General features: G+C 71.0%; 16 protein-coding genes. 7 read left to right on the top strand and 9 right to left on the bottom strand.

Annotated features, from left to right (window positions below; genetic code table 11):
* Positions 1-59: 59 nt before the first annotated feature.
* Positions 60-566, bottom strand: coding sequence for an NUDIX hydrolase (locus C6569_RS12530; RefSeq protein ID WP_181313737.1), 507 nt, complete (start codon positions 564-566; stop codon positions 60-62).
* A 352-nt stretch (positions 567-918) separates the two neighbouring features.
* Between C6569_RS12530 and C6569_RS12525 the strand changes: the two genes are divergently transcribed.
* The 3 genes from C6569_RS12525 (at position 919) to C6569_RS12515 (ending at position 4020) form a co-directional block, all read left to right on the top strand.
* Positions 919-2541, top strand: a complete 1623-nt coding sequence (locus tag C6569_RS12525) for an ABC-F family ATP-binding cassette domain-containing protein (RefSeq protein WP_106749168.1) — start codon at positions 919-921, stop codon at positions 2539-2541.
* 48 nt (positions 2542-2589) lie between these two features.
* Positions 2590-3603 carry an alpha/beta fold hydrolase gene (locus C6569_RS12520; RefSeq protein ID WP_106749167.1) on the top strand — a complete coding sequence of 338 codons (1014 nt, stop codon included), beginning with the start codon at positions 2590-2592 and terminating at the stop codon, positions 3601-3603.
* 90 nt (positions 3604-3693) lie between these two features.
* Positions 3694-4020, top strand: coding sequence for an NIPSNAP family protein (locus C6569_RS12515; protein WP_106749166.1), 327 nt, complete (start codon positions 3694-3696; stop codon positions 4018-4020).
* A gap of 39 nt (positions 4021-4059) precedes the next feature.
* Here the strand turns inward: C6569_RS12515 and C6569_RS12510 are convergent, their stop codons facing one another.
* The 7 genes from C6569_RS12510 to fliK all read right to left on the bottom strand — a co-directional run bounded on the left by C6569_RS12510 (position 4060) and on the right by fliK (position 9951).
* Complete coding sequence (locus C6569_RS12510; RefSeq protein WP_106749165.1) at positions 4060-4428, bottom strand: hypothetical protein; 369 nt, start codon at positions 4426-4428, stop codon at positions 4060-4062.
* Positions 4429-4599: 171 nt separating this feature from the next.
* Complete coding sequence (locus C6569_RS12505) at positions 4600-4968, bottom strand: nitrile hydratase accessory protein (RefSeq protein ID WP_106749164.1); 369 nt, start codon at positions 4966-4968, stop codon at positions 4600-4602.
* A complete protein-coding gene (gene nthB, locus C6569_RS12500) occupies positions 4965-5627 on the bottom strand; it encodes a nitrile hydratase subunit beta (RefSeq protein ID WP_106749163.1) in 663 nt (220 codons plus the stop codon). Before nthB ends, C6569_RS12505 begins: the two co-directional genes overlap by 4 nt.
* Positions 5624-6268 carry a nitrile hydratase subunit alpha gene (gene nthA / locus C6569_RS12495; protein WP_106749162.1) on the bottom strand — a complete coding sequence of 215 codons (645 nt, stop codon included), beginning with the start codon at positions 6266-6268 and terminating at the stop codon, positions 5624-5626. Before nthA ends, nthB begins: the two co-directional genes overlap by 4 nt.
* Positions 6269-6360: 92 nt before the next feature.
* Positions 6361-8094, bottom strand: coding sequence for an AMP-binding protein (locus C6569_RS12490; protein WP_106749161.1), 1734 nt, complete (start codon positions 8092-8094; stop codon positions 6361-6363).
* Positions 8095-8197: 103 nt separating this feature from the next.
* The gene (locus C6569_RS12485; protein ID WP_106749160.1) at positions 8198-8479 is read right to left on the bottom strand and encodes an EscU/YscU/HrcU family type III secretion system export apparatus switch protein; all 282 of its coding nucleotides are present in this window, start codon (positions 8477-8479) and stop codon (positions 8198-8200) included.
* The gene (fliK, locus tag C6569_RS12480) at positions 8476-9951 is read right to left on the bottom strand and encodes a flagellar hook-length control protein FliK (protein ID WP_146144795.1); all 1476 of its coding nucleotides are present in this window, start codon (positions 9949-9951) and stop codon (positions 8476-8478) included. The genes C6569_RS12485 and fliK overlap by 4 nt, the downstream gene beginning before the upstream one ends.
* A 197-nt stretch (positions 9952-10148) precedes the next feature.
* Between fliK and C6569_RS22405 the strand changes: the two genes are divergently transcribed.
* Together C6569_RS22405 and C6569_RS12470 are read left to right on the top strand one after the other, a co-directional pair.
* Positions 10149-12437, top strand: a complete 2289-nt coding sequence (locus C6569_RS22405; RefSeq protein ID WP_106749158.1) for an OmpA family protein — start codon at positions 10149-10151, stop codon at positions 12435-12437.
* 10 nt (positions 12438-12447) lie between these two features.
* Positions 12448-13239, top strand: coding sequence for a hypothetical protein (locus C6569_RS12470; RefSeq protein ID WP_106749157.1), 792 nt, complete (start codon positions 12448-12450; stop codon positions 13237-13239).
* Positions 13240-13485: 246 nt separating this feature from the next.
* On the opposite strand, the gene flhA is transcribed toward C6569_RS12470, so the two are convergent.
* The gene (gene flhA / locus C6569_RS12465; protein WP_245898088.1) at positions 13486-15564 is read right to left on the bottom strand and encodes a flagellar biosynthesis protein FlhA; all 2079 of its coding nucleotides are present in this window, start codon (positions 15562-15564) and stop codon (positions 13486-13488) included.
* 221 nt (positions 15565-15785) lie between these two features.
* Here flhA and C6569_RS12460 point away from each other — a divergent pair, with 221 nt between their 5' ends.
* Positions 15786-16163 carry a hypothetical protein gene (locus C6569_RS12460; RefSeq protein WP_215905747.1) on the top strand — a complete coding sequence of 126 codons (378 nt, stop codon included), beginning with the start codon at positions 15786-15788 and terminating at the stop codon, positions 16161-16163.
* Between the two features lie 144 nt (positions 16164-16307).
* The gene (gene fliF, locus C6569_RS12455; RefSeq protein WP_425440672.1) at positions 16308-17972 is read left to right on the top strand and encodes a flagellar basal-body MS-ring/collar protein FliF; all 1665 of its coding nucleotides are present in this window, start codon (positions 16308-16310) and stop codon (positions 17970-17972) included.
* Positions 17973-17975: the final 3 nt, after the last annotated feature.

Here is a 17975-nt window from a genome sequence, read left to right as displayed (position 1 = left end):
ACCTCAACGCCGCCGCTCGCCATCGCCCTTAGCGATTTCCGGCGCGCGCGGCCAGTCCCTCATGCGCGGTGGGGCGTGAAGTCGCGGATCAACGGCGCGAGCTCGATGTCGTCGATGAGGCCCGCCGCCTCCGCCAGATCCATCCAGCGGCGCTCCCGGCGCTTGCGCTCCGGCCATGCGGAGTTCTGGCGTTTGACCTCCAGCGAGAAGACGTCGACGCGGCAGCGCGCCACCGCGCCGGAGGCGAGAACCTTGTCGTAGTGGTAGGAGCCGATGGCGCGCTTGCCGATCTTGCCCTCGACGCCGGCCTCCTCGGCCGCCTCCTGCGCCGCCACCTTGTGGGCGGGCCGCTTGCCCATGGGCCAGCCCTTGGGAATGATCCAGCGCCGCGTGCTGCGCGAGGTGATGAGCAGCACCTCGAGCCCGCCCTCCGACGTGAGGCGGTAGGGCAGGGCGGCGAATTGCAGGCGGTTCCGCTCGATGGGCCCGGCGTGCCCGAGACCGACCGACACGCCGTCGGCCTCCTCGCCCGCTTCCGTCGTCTCCCGGCGGTCCACCGCATGCATGATGAAAAGTCCCTCCCGTCGCCTGGTGGCGGCGACGATCACCGATGGCAGCGCCACATGGCCAGCTTAAGGCGGGCGATCGGGTATTCTGTTACAGATTCGTCATGGAATGTCCCATCGCACTGTGATGGAACGAGAATATCCCTAGGGGGCGCCGGCCTGTTTCTTTCCGCCTTTCCGCCGGCCGCCAGGCGGGCTGATGACGATCCGCAGGTCGAACCGCGGCAGCGTGGAGCGGTTGCAAGCGTGTCGGCACAGACCTGGACGGGACTTCGTGCCCTGTTGCCCTTCCTCCCCGCGGCCGCATGGCGTATGGCCCCCGGCAACACCAGTCACCGGGCAGTCCACGCGTATGATTCGACTCGAGAGCATCGGAAAGCAGAACGGCAAGCAGATCGTCTTCATCGAGGCTTCCGCCGCCCTGCAGCGGGGCGAGAAGATCGGCCTCGTCGGCCCCAACGGCGCCGGCAAGACGACCCTGTTCCGCATGATCACCGGCGAGGAGCCGCCGGACGAGGGCCAGGTCTCCACCGACCGCGGTGTCACCATCGGCTATTTCAGCCAGGACGTCGGCGACATGGCGGGCCGCAGCGCGGTGGCCGAGGTGATGGACGGTGCCGGCCCGGTGAGCGAGGTCGCCGCCGAGCTCAAGGCGCTGGAGGCGGCCATGGCCGATCCCGACCAGGCCGACCGCATGGACGAGATCATCGCCCGCTACGGCGAGGTGCAGGGCCGCTTCGAGGAGCTCGACGGCTATGCGCTGGACGGGCGGGCGCGCGAGGTCCTCGCCGGCCTCGGCTTCACCCCGGAGATGATGGAGGGCGATGTCGGCAAGCTCTCCGGCGGCTGGAAGATGCGCGTGGCGCTCGCCCGCATCCTCCTGATGCGGCCCGACGTGATGCTGCTCGACGAGCCGTCGAACCACCTCGACATCGAGAGCCTGATCTGGCTGGAATCCTTCCTCAAGGGCTTCGAGGGCGCGCTGATGATGACCTCGCACGACCGCGAGTTCATGAACCGCATCGTCGGCAAGATCATCGAGATCGACGGCGGGTCGCTCACCACCTATTCCGGCGACTATGCCTTCTACGAGCAGCAGAGGGCGCTCGCCGAGAAGCAGCAGCAGGCGCAGTTCGAGCGCCAGCAGGCCATGCTCGCCAAGGAGATCGCCTTCATCGAGCGGTTCAAGGCGCGGGCCTCCCACGCCGCGCAGGTGCAGAGCCGGGTGAAGAAGCTCGACAAGATCGACCGGGTGGAGCCGCCCCGCCGGCGCCAGACCGTGATGTTCGAGTTCCAGCCAGCGCCGCGCTCGGGCGAGGACGTGGTCTCCCTCAAGGGCGTCCACAAGCGCTACGGCAGCCGCACCATCTACGAGGGGCTGGACTTCCAGGTGCGGCGGCGCGAGCGCTGGGCGATCATGGGCGTCAACGGCGCCGGCAAGTCGACGCTTCTGAAGCTCGTCGCCGGTGCGACCGAGCCCGACGACGGCACGGTGGCGCTCGGCGCCAGCATCAAGATGGGCTACTTCGCCCAGCACGCCATGGAGCTGCTGGACGGCGAGCAGACCGTGTTCCAGTGGCTGGAGGAGTCGTTCCCTCAGGCCGGCCAGGGCTCGCTGCGGGCGCTGGCGGGCTGCTTTGGCTTCTCCGGCGACGACGTGGAAAAGCGCTGCCGGGTGCTCTCCGGCGGCGAGAAGGCGCGTCTCGTCATGGCGCGGATGCTCTACGACCCGCCGAACTTTCTGGTGCTCGACGAGCCGACCAACCACCTCGACATGGCCACCAAGGAGATGCTGATCAAGGCGCTGGCCGGCTACGAGGGCACCATGCTCTTCGTCTCGCACGACCGGCATTTCCTCGCCGCCCTCTCCAACCGGGTGCTGGAACTGACGCCGGAGGGCATCCACGCCTATGGCGGCGGCTACATCGAGTATGTCGCCCGGACCGGCCAGGAGGCGCCGGGCCTCAGGAGCTGACCGGAGCGGCGCGCCGGCCTATGGTCCGGCGACACGATGGGGGACGCGATGGCCGACCACGAGATCTTCGAGCTGAAGTCCTTCACGCTGCAGCGGGGCCTGACCCTGCCGCTGGCGCGCCTCGCCTACAAGACCTACGGCACGCTGAACGCCCACCGCAGCAACGCCGTCCTCTATCCCACCTCCTACGGCGCCCATCACAGCGACATCGACTGGCTGATCGGGCCCGGCCGGGTGCTCGACCCGGAACGCTGGTTCATCGTCATCCCCAACCAGTTCGGCAACGGGCTCTCCTCCTCGCCGAGCAACCTTCCCGAGCCCTTCGGCCTCGGCCGCGATCCCGTCTTCACCCATGTCGACAACGTCGCGGCGCAGGAGCGCCTGCTCCGCGAGGTCTTCGGCATCGAGCGCCTCGCCCTCGTCTATGGCTGGTCGATGGGCGGCCAACAGGCGCTGCACTGGGGCGCGCTGCATCCCGACCGGGTCGGCGCCATCTGCGCCGTTTGCACATCGGCGCGCACCAGCCCGCACAATCGGGTCTTTCTGGAGGGCATCCGGGCCACGCTCACCACCGACGCCGCCTGGCGCGACGGCCGGTTCACCGAGCGGCCGGTGAAGGGCCTGCGCGCCTTCGCCCGCGTCTATGCCGGCTGGGCCATGAGCCAGGCCTTCTACCGGGAGGAACTGTGGCGCACGGTCGGCTTCGCCTCGCTCGAGGACTTCCTGGTGCGGAGCTGGGAGGCGAATTTCCTGAGGCGCGAGCCGTCCGACCTCCTGTCGATGATCGAGACCTGGATGGCCTCCGACATCTCCGACAATGCGGTGTACGGCGGTGACCTCACGCGGGCACTGGGGGCGATCACGGCGCGGTCCATCATCATGCCGTCGGAGACGGACCTCTATTTTCCCGTCGAGGACAGCGCCATCGAGACGGCGCAGATGCCGAACGCCGAACTGAGGCCGATCCCGTCGATCTGGGGCCACCGCGCCGGCAACCCGTCGCTCAACCCCGAAGACGAGGCGGTGCTGCGCCGGGCGGTGGCGGATCTCGTCGGCGGCTGAGCGCGAGCGGTGGCCGGCCATTCGCCGACGCCGATGGCCAAGGGCGCAGTCGCGCGGCATGGTGTGCCTCCCATCAGGGAAGGAACGCCGATGATCTACGAACTGCGCATCTACAACTGCCTGCCGGGCCGCCTGCCCAAGCTGCTCGCCCGCTTCCAGAACCACACGCTGAAGCTCTGGGAGAAGCACGGCATCCGCCAGGCCGGCTTCTTCACCACCGTCATCGGACCGTCCAACAACGACCTGACCTATCTGGTGGCCTGGGAGTCCATGGCCGAGCGCGAGGCCAAGTGGGGCGCCTTCCAGCAGGACCCGGCCTGGATCGCGGCGCGCAACGAGAGCGAGGCCGACGGGCCGATCCTGGCCAACGTCGCCAGTTCCTTCCTGACGCCGACGGCATTCTCCTCCGTGAAATGAGGCGGACGGGGCGGGCTCTCGCGAACCCGCCCCAAAGCCTCACTCGGTGGTGAAGCGGGTGGTGCCGGCGGACCGGTTGTAGAAGATGGTGACGCGGCTGACCTGGCAGAGGTTGATGCCGCGGAACTCGGCCGTCTCCTGGTCGTCGTAGACCACCTTGATGTCGAACATGCACTGCGAGGTGTTGCGGGCGAAGCGGACGTTGAGCTGCTGGCCGTTTTCCAGCGAATCGTCGCCCATCAGGTCTTCTTCCCAGCTGTTGACGTTCGAGGCGCTGACATAGACCTCGTCGATCGTGTAGCCGGTCCGGTTCACCAGGACGAAATCCTGCTGGGCTTGGGCGCGCGCGTCGCCGGGCGCCATCGAGAGGCTGAGCGCGGCGAAGGCCGCGAGGAGGAAGGCTCGCATGAGGGGATCTCGAAATCCGCCGGCGGTGCGACGGCGGAGGGAGGAAGGGAGTGCACCGGGCGCGGACCCTGCGCCGACACCTTTCCCAACGTCAACGGGCGGCGCCGCCCGCCCGATGGCCTAGGCCATCGCGCCTCGTGCCGGGATACCGGCAGCCCCTCGTGACGCGGCTCAGCGTCCCGTCTCGAGCACGATCGGCTGGCCGTGCGGCGTCGCCTCGGCAGCGCGATGCCAGGCGGCGGTGGTGTCGTCGATGGCTGGCGCCGTGGTGACTCCGCGGGCGATCATCAGCCGCTCCAGCGCCCGCAGCCAGTGGCTGTAATAGGTCTCGCCGGTGTCGGGGTCGCCGGCGGCCTGGGCGGCGCGGATCTCCGCCGAGAGCGTTTCGGCCCATTCCGGCCAGGTGAACAGTCCCTTCGCGTGCAGGGTCACGGCGAGGGCGAAGGCATGGGCCTCCCAGGGCTCGCGGAAGACCGGCCCCTCGGCATCGCAGGGGATGTGGGGAAGGGCAGCGAGGTCGGGTGCGGGGAGGCTCGTCATGCCGGGCTCAGATAGCTGTCCCAGGCGTCGACCGAGACGCTGGAGGCGGGATCGGCCTCGGCGCCGAAGAGCTCCGGCCCGTCGAAGCGGACGGTGTAGAGCCATTCGGGCGCTTCACCCGTGCCGGTGGCGTTGACGTCGGCGAAGACATGGACGCCGTGGAGATGGGTCACCGTGCCCGTCTTGCCCTGGGCGTAGCGCGGCAGGCGCGTGTGGCCCTTCGGCGCGGGCATGGTGGCGGTCCTGACGCGGTCGCCGACGGCGAAACGGGCGGGGCTCGTCGCCTCCCGCTCGGTGGGGCCGCCGCGGGCCAGCACGGCGGGGACCCTGTCGGCGGTCAGGACCCGCGTCACCGGCTTCGCCGGATCGACGGCATGGCCGGCGGCGAGATCGGCCGCCGTGACGAGGCCGCGGTCGGCCATCAGGCGCTCGAGGCCGCCGGTCCACACCTCGTAATAGCTCATGCCGAGATAGCCCGGCTGCTGCTCGCGGGCGGCGCGCGACTGGTCGATGTTCCAGGAGCCGGTGGCGCCCATGGCGAGGGTGATGGCGAGGGCGCGGGCCTCCCAGGGGGCGTGGAAGAGCGGCTCGTCGCGTTCCGGCACGACGGGGCCGAGGCCTTTGCGGCCACCGAGATCGGCATAGGTCACATAGGTCATGCCGAGGCTCCCGCAGTCAGCGGCAGGCCGGTGCCGATCATGGAGTCGCGGGTGACGAGGGCGGCGAGCCTGGCCTCGTCCCAGCCCTCGGTGCCGGCGGGGCGCTCGGGGACGACGAGGTAGCGGATCTCGGCAGTGGAATCCCAGACCTTGATGGCCTTGCCCTCCGCCAAGGTCACGCCGAAGTCGGCGAGGACGCCGCGCGGATCGCGCACCGCCTTGGCCCGGTAGGGCGCCGACTTGTACCAGACCGGCGGCAGGCCGAGCACCGGCCAAGGGTAGCAGGAGCAGAGCGTGCAGACGACCATGTTGTGGGTATCGGGCGTGTTCTCGACCGCCACCAGATGCTCGCCCTGGCGGCCGGCATAGCCGAGTTCGGCGACGGCGGCGGTGGCATCCGCCATCAGGCGCGCACGATAGGCCGGATCGACCCAGCTCTTCGCCACCACGCGGGCGCCGTTGTGCGGGCCGACCTTCGTCTCATAGGTCTCGATCAGCACGTCGAGGGCGGCCGGATCGACATAGCCCTTCTCGACCAGGATGGTCTCCAGCGCCCGGACCCGGGCGTCCATGGGCGAGAGCTCGCTGTGGTCGTGGTGATGGTCGTGATGGTGATGGTCGTGGTGATCGTGATCGCTCATGGCACGCCTCTCGGACCGCCGGAGGCTAGCGTGACCCCGGCGTCAGGGAAAGGCGGCCGCCACGGGCGACCGCCGTCGCAGGACGACATGGCTCAGGCCTTGGGCGCCCGGGCCATTTCCTCGGCGCGCAGGTCCTTGCGCAGGATCTTGCCGACATTGGACTTCGGCAGTTCGCTGCGGAACTCCACGAGCTTCGGCACCTTGTAGCCGGTCAGGTGCTCCTTGCAGAAGGCGCGGATCTCGTCGACCGTCACCTCGGCGCCCGGCTTCTTCACGACGAAGGCCTTCACCGCCTCGCCCGCCGCGCCGTCGGGCACGCCGACAACCGCGACCTCGAGGATGGCGGGGTGCTTGGCCAGCGTGTCCTCGACCTCATTGGGGAAGACGTTGAAGCCGGAGACCAGCACCATGTCCTTCTTGCGGTCGACGATGCTGAAATAGCCGTCCTCGTCCTGGATGGCGATGTCGCCCGTGTAGAGCCAGCCGTCGCGCACGGTGCGGGCGGTCTCCTCGGGCTTGCGCCAGTAGCCGGCCATGATCTGGGGTCCGCGGGCGATGAGCTCACCCGGCTGGCCGGCCGGCACTTCCTTGCCCTCGTCGTCGACGCATTTGATGTCGGTGGAGGGGACGGGAACGCCGATCGTGCCCTCCTTCACCGCATCGAGCGGATTGAAGGTGAGCACGGGGGAGGACTCGGTGAGGCCGTAGCCCTCGACCACCGGCGTGCCGGTGACCTCGCGCCAGCGCTTGGCGACGGCGTCCTGCAGCGCCATGCCGCCGGCGCAGGAGCTCTTCAGGGTCTTGGGCGGGTTGTCGCGGAACCAGGGCTCGTTGTTGAGGCCGTTGAACAGCGTATTGACGCCGGTCATCGTCGAGATCGGAAACTTCTCGAAGGCCTTCTGCAGGTTGGTCAGCGGCCGCGGATTGGGCACCAGTACGTTGTGGGCGCCCAACACCCAGTAACCGAGCATGTTCACCGTGAAGGCGAAGATATGGTAGAGCGGCAGCGCCGTGAGGATGGTCTCCTCGCCCCGCACCATGTTCGACGCGACCATTTCCAGCGACTGCGCCATGTTCATGACGAGGTTGCCGTGGGTCAGCATGGCGCCCTTGGAGACGCCGGTCGTGCCGCCCGTATATTGCAGCACCGCGAGCGTATCGAGCCCGACGGTCTCGGCATAGGCGGAGACCTTGACGCCCGCCTTGCGGCTCTCGCCCGCGGCGAGGGCGGCGCGGAAGGTGGTGTGTTCCACCGGCACCGGCTTCACCGACTTGTCCTTGTACTTCTGTACCAGGCCGACCAGCGTGCCCTGCAGCCAGGGCATGAAGTCGGTGATCGAGGAGACGACGACGTTGCGCACCTTGTGCCGCGAGAAGGCGGCAGGCAGCTTGTCGGCGAACATGTCGATGATGACGAGCAGGTCGGGATCGCCGTCAGCGAAGACGTTGCCCATCTCCTCCGCCGTGTAGAGTGGATTGATGTTGATGAGGACGCAGCCGGCCTTGAACACGCCGAAGGCGACGATCGGGAAGGCCAGGGCGTTGGGCGTCTGCAGGGCGACGCGGGCGCCGGGCTCCAGCTTCAGCACCTCGCGCAGATAGACGGCGAAGTCGTCGGAGAGCCGGTCGATGTCGGCATAGGAGAGCGAGCCGCCCATGCCGTTGGGCAGGCAGAGCGAGAAGGCGGTCTTGGCCCCATAGGTGCGCGCGACGGAACGGACCATGGCGGCGAGGTTGGGATGCGGGGCCTCGTCGATCGTGTGGCGCATGCCGACCGAATAGAACTTCGTCCACGGCCTCGCGGGCGCGCTGTCGACGTGGGTCATGCCATCCTCCCGGTATCGTCTTTGGTCTCAGCCTATAATCCAATGCCGCTGGGGCCGCCAGCCGGCTTGATGCCGCGCCGGGACGAGGTCGCGCGCCGCCGGATCAGCGCAGCTTGCCCGCGGCGCGCAGCACGAAGCCGATGACCTCCGCGACGGCCCGGTAGAGCTCCTCGGGGATATGGTCGTCGATGGCGACGCCCGAAAGAGCCTCGGCCAGCAGCGGATTGCCCTCCACCGCCACGCCGTGCTCGCGCGCCGTGGCGATGATCTTCTCGGCGATGAGGCCGCGGCCGGAGGCGGTGACGCGCGGCGCCGCGTCCTTGCCCATGTCGTATTCCAGCGCCACCGCGACGGCGGGGCGGGGCGGGCTCTCCTCGCCGCTCATGACGAGCGGTCCAGGCGGTGGCGCGGCCGCTCGGAGGGCTGGCGCGGATCGGGCGGTGCGCCGGCGGCGATGGTCAGCCGGTCGATGGTGAAGGCGGAGGCGGCGAGGGCGTCGGAGAGGCCGGCGCGCTGGGCGTCGAGCGCGGCCGCGACGCCCTGCCTCTCGGCCCAGAGCTGGATGCCGACCCGGCCGTCGTGCCAGCGCACGGCGGCATGGATCGGCCCAAGCGGTTCGGCGTCGAGGGAGAAGCGCATGGTCCAGTCGCCGCCCTTGCGGGGGGCTGCCGGCCCCTCTTCCGGCTCGTCGCGATCGCGCTGAATCTGGAACTGGACGACGGCGGTCTCGACGCCGACGCGCATCGGCACCTCCACCGTCGCCAGGGCGAGGGGCTCGGGACGAACCACCTCGCGGGTGTCGGGAAGGGAGGCCGCCTGGAGGAGCGTGATGCGGGAGAGGGCGGCCTCGGTGCGCTCGGTGAGGAGACCCGCCACCTCGGCCGGCGTGGAGGCCGGGCCGAGGAGGCTGTCGCGCGCCGGTTGGCCGTGGGGCAGGGCGCCGCGCAGCGGTGGTCGCTCGTGGCCCGCCGGCTTCGGCACGCCCTGGCCCTCGGCGGGATCGAGTTCGGCGGTCCAGCCGGCGAGGGCGGTCTGCAGGCGCTGGAGCGAGGCCTTGAGGTCGGGAGGCAGCGGCATGCCGGGCGGCAGGGCGGCGAGGCGGGCCTCGAGCTGCGTGCCCGCATCGGCGAGGGCTGCGGCGAGGCCCGCGGGGGTTGCCAGGGTCTCGGCCGGGACGCGGAAGCCGAGCACCTCGGCCATGGCGCGGGCGACGGCCGGCGGGATCGGCGTGCGCGTGCGGCCCTGGGCGACGGCGGTCAGGTCGGCGAAGAGGCCGGCCATGCTGTCCTGCCGTCCGGCGGCGGCCCGCACGCCCTGGACCAGGGCCTCGCGCAGCGCCTTCGGCGGCGAGGCGCCGTCCTCGGCGGATTCGGCCTGGTGCGCCGGGTCGGACGAGGCCCGCGCGGCGAGTGCCACCTGCGCCCCGTCGGCGAGGCGCGGTGCCGCGGGCGCGACGAGGCCGCGGGCGAGGAGGTCGACGAGGGCCGCCGCCACGGTTCCGGCGGGCGGCGGCGCGGGAGCGGTCAGGGGCGCGGCGGCGGGCGCCGCGGCGGCCGCCAGCGCGGGGGCGGCGCGCGGCGCGGCGGCTGCGGGCTCGGCGAGGGTGATCCTGACGCCCTGGCCGCCGCGCTCGACCGTCAGCGTCACCTCGGTGCCCGGCACCAGCGGCTGGCTGGTCTTGACGTCGAGCGTGCCCGTGCCGACGGCGAGGCGCGCCATGCCGTCGGCGAGCATGGCGGCGACGCGGGCGGCCACGGCTTCGCCGGGCCGGGCGCCGACCGCTTCCAGGGCCGCGTGCAGCTGCACGGGTTCGACGGGTGCCACCGCTTGAGTGGGCCTGATGCTCTCCACGCTCACGGCGGTTCTCCCCGCGCGTTCTCAGGATGCGAGCCTGCCGGACAAATCATGACCGATTCGGAAAGGCCGATCTTGACTCGCGTTGCGATCCGCACCGAAATCGCCGTGAAACCCGTCCGTCCGGCCTGCTCGCGGCGCGCAGGCGCGGGGGGACGAGCCGACCGCGGAGCGGCGGCGACAGAGTGAGGGCGTCTTCCATGCTTCATCAGCCGCGTCGCTGGCTTCCAGGCCTGCTGCCGCTCGCCCTCCTCGCCGGCGGCTCGCTGTGGTGGAAACAGGGCGCCATCGAAGCCGATCTCGCCAGTCGCGCGACCCAGGCGATCGCCGCCACCTCGACCGTCGACGGCAAGCCCTGGGCGAGCGTCGCGGTGCGCGGACGCGATGCCGTGATCACCGGCACGGCGCCGGCGCTGGAGGCCGCGGCGGCGGCCGAGACCATTTCCGAGGGCCAGTTCGGCGTGCGCCGGGCGGACGCGGCCAACGACTTCCTGCCCGCCGCCAATCCCTTCGGCTGGTCGGCGCGGCGGCAGGACCAGACGATCATCCTCTCCGGCCAGGTGGCGCCGGACGGCTCGCGGGCCCGGCTCGTCGAGGCGGCCCGCAAGGCGGTCTCCGGCGCCGAGGTCTCCGACCTGATGACCCTCGCCCGCGACATTCCGGCGACCGCCACGCGCGCCGCCGAGATGGGGCTGGAGCAGCTCGCCCGGGTCAGCGCGGGATCGGCGACGCTGAGCGGCACCGCCTTCCGCTTCACCGGCACGGCGGGCGACGCGGCCACCAAGGCGCTCATCGAACAGGCGCTGTCGGCCCTGCCGCAGGGGATCACCGGCGGCGGGGTCAACGTGTCCGTGCCCGGCCCGGCCGCGCCGCAGGCGCCGCCGCCGCGGGCGATCCTGCCGCCGGAGGCCGACTGGACGGCGACCAAGAGCGCCGACGGCGCGATCCGCCTCGAGGGATCGATCGGCTCGCCCGAGGCCCGTGACCGCATCCTCGCCGCCGCCCGTGCCTCCACCACCGGGCCCGTCACCGACGGCATGACCATCATCGCGGGGCTTCCGGCCAACCTGGAAGCCAAGGCGCTCTCGGCCCTCGATCAGTTGAAGGGCCTCGCCAGCGGCACGGCGAAGATCGCTGGAACGGTCTATTCGTTCACCGGCGTCGCCGCCGACCCGCAGGCGTTCGACCGGCTGGCGGCGGCGGTGCGCGGCGCCGGTGACGGCTTCACCATGGGCGATCTCATCGTCGCGCCGCCGGTGGTCTCGCCCTTCAGCTGGAGCGCGCGGCGGACGCCCGAGGCGCTGACGTTGCAGGGCTTCGCGCCGTCGGAGGCGGCGAAGGCCGCGGTCCTCGCGCTGGCCCGCCGGCTTGCCGGCAACACCGCCGTCGTCGACGAGATGCGGCTCGCCGGCGGTTTCCCCGACGGGGTCGACTTCGCGGCGCTGACGCAGGCGGCGCTCGCTCAGCTTTTCAGGCTGAACGAAGGCTCGGCGCAACTGACCGGCAACCGTCTGACGCTGGCCGGCCGGGCGCCGGACGCCGCCTCGGCCATGGAGGTGCGGCAGGCACTCGCCGCGCTTGGTCCGCCCGTCGTCGCCATCACCGACCTCGCCTTGCCGCCGGCGGAGATTCCGCCACCGCCGCCCGCGCCGCCGCTCTCCGACGACCTCGCCCCGCCCCCGGCCGCGCGGCTCGAGACGCTGGCGCCGGCGGTACAGCAATTGCCGCTGCCGGTCGTGCCGCCGCCGCCGCCCTCGGTGGAGGCCATGGCCCCGCCGGTGCAGGAACTGGCGCTGCCGATGGTACCGCCCGCGCTGCCGCCCGCGGGCGTGATGGCGCAGGCGCCGTCCGCCGCCACGTCCGGGGCCTCGGGTGCCGGCACCGCGGCAACCGCCGCCGCGTCCGCACCGGCTGCGGCGCCGTCGTCCTCGGCTCCCCCCTCCTCGGCTCCCCCCTCCTCGGCTCCCGCGTCCTCGGCGCCCACGCCGACGGCGAGCGCCACCTCCGTCGCGGGATCGGGCGGCGCGGCGTCGACCACCGCCAGCCCGGGCCTCGCGCAAGGCGGGCCCGCCGCCATGCCGCCACCGCCCGCACCGGCACCGGTCTGGCTGCCGCCGCCCGACTGCGGCGCGATCGTGCAGACGGCGCTCGAGGGCGACCGCATCCTCTTCGACTACTGGAAGGCCGAGCAGCGCGCCGAGCACGGTCCGGTGCTCGACCGGCTCGCCACGGCCATCAAACGCTGCGGCGAGGGCGTCCGCATCGAGGTGGCCGGTCACACCGACAGCCACAACTGGACCGGACAGAACCAGAAGCTCTCCGAGGACCGGGCCGCGGTGATGCGCGACGAGCTGGTGCGCCGGGGCGTCGAGGCGGGCCGGCTGATCGTGGTCGGCCATGCCGCCACCCGGCCCGTCGCGTCCAACGAGACGGAAGAGGGCCGCGCCCTCAACCGCCGCGTCGAGTTCCACGTCCGGCCGCGGCCGTGAGGAGAGGGTGATGCCGTATCTCGTCCAGACCTTCGCCGTCCCGCTCCTCATCGCCCTCGCCGGTGGCCTCGCCGTCGGCTGGATCACCTCCGACAAGGAGGACGAGGGCCCGAGCGGTCTCGCTGCCGCGGCCATGGTGATCTTCGCGCTGATGGTGGTCGCCGCCGCCCTGAACTGGGTGCCGGGCCGCCCGGGCCTGTGGCTCGACACGGCGGTGCTGTTCGGCGCCGCCTATCTGACGGGCTGCATCGCGGGGGCCTTCGCCCGCGTCTTCACCGACAAGGTGGAGGAGACGGTCACCTCGCCGCTCGGCGACATGGTGGGGGCGGCGACGTCGGCGACGGGAGCGGTGAAGGCGGTCGCGGAGGCGACGACCTCCGTGGCGCGGCTGGTGGGCGATGCCGCCGAGCGCCGCAACGCCGCCGCCGCGGCCGCGCCCCAGGCTGCGTCAGGCGGCGCCCAGGCCGCGGCGGAGGCCATGGCGCAGGGCACCAAGCCCCACGGGCTCGCCGGCCCGCGCGGCGGCCGGCCGGACGAACTGGAGCTGATCAGGGGGGTCGGGCCGCAGAACGAGGCGCGGCTGCATGCGCTCGGCGTCTTCCACTTCGACCAGATCGCCGCCTGGACGCCGAAGGAGGCGCAGTGGGTCGGCGGCTATCTCGCCTTCCCCGGCCGCATCGAGCGCGAGGACTGGATCGGCCAGGCGAAGGTTCTGGCGGCGGGCGGCACGACCGCCCATGCCGATCGCGTCAGGAGCGGCGACATCGCCAGCACGCCGGACGGCAAGCCGCCGGCCGCCTGAGCGGCGGGCGGCCCGGCCGCGTCAGGTGAGGTAGTGGACGCCGGCAGCGATGATCAGCGTCCAGACGACGAAATTGGCGGTGATGGTGGCCAGGACGGCCTGGGACGGCGACATGGGCGACCTCATCGAACATTTGCTGTCGTGACGGGAACGAGCCCCTCCGTCTCCCTTCTCACGGAGCGGACCGTCGCGTCGACGACATGATGAAGGCAGGGTTAACGGCCCGTCCCGGCGCGGGGCGCGGGATCAGACGCTGCCGACCGTCTTCAGGCGCACGCGCGGATGGATTTCCGCCTGGCTGAGGACCGGCGTCTGGGCGCGGAAGCGCTCGACGATGGAGCGCACGAAGGGCCGGATGCCCGGGCTGGTGAGCAGCACCGGCGCCTCGCCCATGCGGGCCGCGTCCTCGAAGGAATCGCGCACCAGCATGATGAACTCGGAGAGCTTGGACGGCTGCATGGCGAGCTGGCGGTCGTCGCCCTGGCCGACGATGGAATCGGCGAAGGCCTGTTCCCAGACGGGCGAGAGCGCGATGAGGGCGAGGCCGCCGTCGTAGCCGGCATACTGGGCGCAGAGCTGGCGGGCGAGGCGGGAGCGCACGTGCTCGGCGATCTGCGCCGGCGAGCGGGTGAAGGCGACCGCCTCGGCGATGCCCTCCAGAATGGTCGGCAGGTCGCGGATGGAGACACGCTCGGCGAGCAGGGTCTGCAGGACGCGCTGGATGCCGGAAATGGTGATCTGGCCGGGGACGAGGTCCTTGATGAGATCGGCCTGATCCTTGGGCATTTCCTTGATGAGCTTCTGCACCTCAGAATAGCTGAGGAGGTCGGAGACGTTGGCCTTGAGGATTTCGGTGAGGTGGGTGGAGAGCACGGTCGCGGCGTCGACCACGGTGTAGCCGCGCACGCTCGCCTCCTCCTTCAGCGCCGCGTCGACCCAGGTCGCCGGCAGGCCGAAGGTCGGCTCGGTGGTGTGGACGCCGGGCAGGTCGACCTGGCCGCCGGCGGGGTCCATGACCATGTACTGCATCGGCCAGATCTGCCCCTGGCCGGCATCCACCTCCTTGACGCGGATGATGTACTGGTTGGGCGGGAGCTGGACGTTGTCGAGGATGCGCACCGAGGGCATGACGAAGCCCATGTCGGCGGCGAGCTGGCGGCGCAGCGCCTTGATCTGGTCGGTGAGCCGATCCGAGCCGCCCTCGGACTGGACGAGCGGCAGGAGCCCGTAGCCGAGCTCGATCTTGAGGTCGTCGATCTTGAGGACCGCGGAGATCGGCTCCTCGGCGGGCGGCGCGGCGGCCGCCGCCACCTCCGCCGCCCCGGCGGCCTCGGCGACGCGGGAGAGGCGCTTGGATTCCTCGCCGAGCGTATAGGCGGCCCAGCCGGCGAGACCCGCGAGGCCGGCAAAGGGCAGGAAGGGGATGCCCGGCAGCAGGGCCATGGCGCCCATGACGCCAGCCGACAGGCCGAGCGCCTTCGGATAGCCGGTGAGCTGCTTCATCATCGCCTGGTCGGCCGAGCCGGTGACGCCGGCCTTGGAGACGAGCAGGCCGGCGGCGGTCGAGATGACGAGGGCCGGGATCTGGCTGACGAGGCCGTCGCCGACGGTGAGGATCGTGTAGGTTCGCGCCGCCTCGAGGAAGGGCATGCCCTGCTGCGCGACGCCGATGATGAGGCCGGCGATGACGTTGATGAAGGTGATGAGCAGGCCGGCGATGGCATCGCCCTTCACGAATTTCGAGGCGCCGTCCATGGCGCCGTAGAAGGCGCTCTCGTCCTCCAGGTCCTTGCGGCGCGTCTTGGCGGTCTTCTCGTCGATGAGGCCGGCCGAGAGATCGGCGTCGATCGCCATCTGCTTGCCGGGCATGGCGTCGAGGGAGAAGCGCGCGGCGACCTCGGCGATGCGGCCCGAGCCCTTGGTGATGACGATGAAGTTCACGATCACCAGGATGGCGAAGACGATGATGCCGATCACGAAGGATCCGCCCATCACGAAGTTGCCGAAGGCCTCGATGACGTGACCCGCCGCGGCGGTGCCCTCGTGGCCGTGGGACAGGATGAGGCGGGTCGAGGCGAGGTTCAGCGACAGGCGCAGCATCGTGGCGATGAGCAGCACGGTCGGGAAGGATGAGAACTCCAGCGGTTTGTGGATGAACAGGGCCGTCATGAGGATCATGACAGAGGAGATGATCGACACCGCCAGCATCAGGTCGAGGACGATGGCCGGCAGCGGGAAGATCAGGATGATCAGGATGCCGATGACGCCGGCGGCCATCCACAGGTCGGGACGGCGCAGCCAGTCGGCCATCTGCCCGACGGACATGCCGCTGGCGTTCGATGGCTGTGGTCCGGCTGCCGCCACGTCGCTCATGCACAATCCCCGGCCGCAGGCGCGCGCGGCCCGCGTTGACGTTCCTGGGCAAGAATTGCCGGGTGGATGGTTAACGGGTGGTTACCGCCGCACCGCGGAGCGGGCGCTTGTCGCCGGAGCCGTGGGATGCGAAAGCTTCACGCCCGCGCCCAATGCCCCGAGGGAGCCCGCGAATGGCTGATTTCCGTCTGTCCGGCGCCGGCGGCACGCCCGGCGGCCTGATCCCCTTCTTCGTCGGCCTCGGCATGACGATCGCGGGGGCCTATCTCCTCACCAACCAGGTCTCCGTCCAGGGCGGATCCTGGACGCTCGGCGGCTATTCGGCCTTCGGCCTGTCGCTGCTGCCCATTCTCTTCGGCATCGGCATGCTGTTCTTCGACGGCTCCTCGCGCCTGGGCCTGCTGCTGCTCTTCGCCGGTATCGTCATCATCGCGGCGGGCATTCTCGTCAACCTCTCGATCTATTTCGTGCCGACGAGCCTGTTCAACACGCTCATGATGCTCGGCCTGACGGCGGGCGGAGTCGGTCTCGTCCTGCGCTCGCTGCGGTAAATTCGACACTCCGCCCCAAAACGCACGGCCGCGTTAACCATCCGGTAACCACCCACCCGGCAAATCTTGCCCAGCGACCGGCCCGATGCCGCGTCGCGCAGGACCTGACGGGCTGGTGGCGTCTTGAACGGCATTCTGGAGTTCATGAAGAAACTGGGGGCGCCCCGCCTCGCGGCGATGGGAGCGGTGTCGCTCGGCCTCGTCGGCTTCTTCGTCTACATCATCCTCCGGATGAGCCAGCCGCAGATGGCGCTGCTCTTTTCCGACCTGACGCTGGAGGATTCCGCGCAGATCGTGAAGGAGCTGGAGCGCCGGCAGGTGAAGTTCCAGCTCCGCAGCGAAGGCGCCCAGGTCTTCGTGCCGCAGGAACAGGTGGCCCGCGTCCGCCTGCAGCTCGCCGAGAGCGGCATGCCGCGCGGCGGCGGCGTGGGTTACGAGATCTTCGACAAGGGCGACGCGCTCTCGTCCACCTCCTTCGTCCAGAACATGAACCAGCTCAGGGCGCTGGAGGGCGAACTGGCTCGCACCATCCGCGGCATCGAGCGGGTGCAGTCGGCGCGCGTCCACCTCGTCCTGCCGGAGCGGGCGCTGTTCTCGCGCGAGCGCACCGAGCCCTCGGCCTCCATCGTGCTCCGGGTGCGCGGCGGGCTGGAGCCGCAGCAGATCAGGGCGGTGCGCCACCTCGTCGCCTCGGCGGTGAGGGGCCTGTCGCCGCAGCGCATCTCCATCGTCGACGAGGGCGGCCGGCTGCTCGCCGACGGCGCGGGCGACGCCTCCGGCATGATGGGCTCCACCGTCGACGAACGGAAGGCCGGCCAGGAGCGCCGCCTGCGCGAGCAGGTGGAGAGCATCATCGCCTCGGTGGTGGGACCGGGCCGGGCCCGCGTCCAGGTCGCGGCGGACATGGACTTCAACCGCGTCACCCAGACCTCCGACGATTTCGACCCGGAGCGGCGCGTCGTCCGCTCGACCCAGACGCGCGAGGAGCAGTCCAGCTCCAACGAGGGTCGCGGCGACGGCCAGGTGACCGTCGGCAACGAACTGCCCGGGGCCAACCAGACCGGCGGCGGCGCCAACGCCTCCCGCGAGGCGAGCCGCAAGACCGAGGAGACGGTCAATTACGAGATCGCCCGCACCCAGCGCACGGAGGTGATCGAGGGCGGCCGCATCAAGCGCGTCTCGGTGGCCGTGCTGGTCGACGGCATCTATGCCCGCGATGCCCAGGGCAACGTCAACTACCAGCCGCGCTCCGCCGAGGAGCTGGAGCGGATCGGCGCCCTCGTGCGCTCGGCCATCGGCTTCGACCAGCGCCGCGGCGACCAGGTGGAGATCGTCAACCTGCGCTTCGCCGAGGCGCCGCAGCTCGCCGCTCCCGAGGCCGAGCGGCCTTGGTGGATGGTGTACGAGTTCACCAAGGAGGACATCCGCTACGCGATCGAGCTGGCGGTGCTGCTGCTGGTGTCGCTGCTGGTCATGCTCTTCGTGGTCCGGCCGCTGCTGCGCCGCATCATGACGCCCGACGAAGCGCCGGCGGCGGCGCTGCCGGCCGGCCCGTCCGGCGCGGCGGCGGCCTCCGAGTCCTCGTCGGGCGGCGAGCAGGGCGAGCGCTCCGACGGCTCTGCCGTGGTGAAGGCGCCGCCGCTGGCGCCGGGGCTCGAGAGCGCCACGATGAAGATGATCGAGATGGCCCAGATCAAGGGCGAGGTGCACCAGGCCTCGCTCGCGAAGGTCGGCGAACTGGTCGAGAAGAACCCGCACGAGACCGTCTCGATCATCCGCCAGTGGCTGAACGACGGTGAGCCGAAATGACGA

The organism is Phreatobacter cathodiphilus (genome assembly GCF_003008515.1).
Lineage (GTDB): Bacteria > Pseudomonadota > Alphaproteobacteria > Rhizobiales > Phreatobacteraceae > Phreatobacter > Phreatobacter cathodiphilus.
The sequence above is the reverse complement of the archived record's forward strand: the minus strand, read 5'-3'. Positions and strand labels throughout refer to the sequence as shown.